The following is a 535-nucleotide window of genomic DNA, read 5'->3' as shown; positions in this document are numbered from 1 at the left end:
GCCATCACCCGTTTCATGCAGTGGGAGCCACCTCGATCACTGGCGGCCTTTGCCGAAGTATGGCAATCCTGGCTGGCGCCAATCCAGGACGGATCGGATTTGCACTTTGTTGTGCGTGCCTTGGCGGACGCTCGCTGTCTGGGGCTTGTCGGCCTTCATGCAGCGAAGACCGTGTGTCCCGAACTCGGGATCTGGATCAGGGAAGACGCTCAAGGAAACGGCATTGGCCAAGAGGCAATTGCTGCTGTCGCGGAGTGGGCCTCGGAGGCGCTCGAACCGAACTGCTTCGAATATCCGGTTGCCGAAAGGAACGTGGCCAGCAGAAGAATAGCGGAACGCCTTGGAGGCGTAATCGTCGGCAGCCGCTCCAACCCAAAATACAACGCCGTCGTCTATCGCATTCCCAATCTCCGGCGCTAGCAGGTCAAGACCCTAACCGCGTACCGCCGCAGCCATGCCCGAACTGGTCAGCGCGGCGGCCTTGACCAGACCCGCGGCAAGGGCGGCTCCGGCCCCTTCGCCATGGCTGATGCCC

General features: G+C 62.1%; 1 protein-coding gene. It reads left to right on the top strand.

The genetic code is table 11. From position 1 onward, the window contains the following. The coding region (locus EN914_RS37830) for a GNAT family N-acetyltransferase (RefSeq protein ID WP_164779296.1) at positions 1–420 on the top strand (420 nt) is incomplete at its 5' end. Between the last annotated feature and the right edge of the window lie 115 nt (positions 421–535).

This window comes from Mesorhizobium sp. M7A.F.Ca.CA.001.08.2.1 (genome assembly GCF_003998455.1).
GTDB classification, from domain to species: Bacteria; Pseudomonadota; Alphaproteobacteria; order Rhizobiales; family Rhizobiaceae; genus Mesorhizobium; species Mesorhizobium ciceri.
Note: the sequence above shows the minus strand (reverse complement) of the source record. Positions and strands in the feature narration are given on the sequence as shown.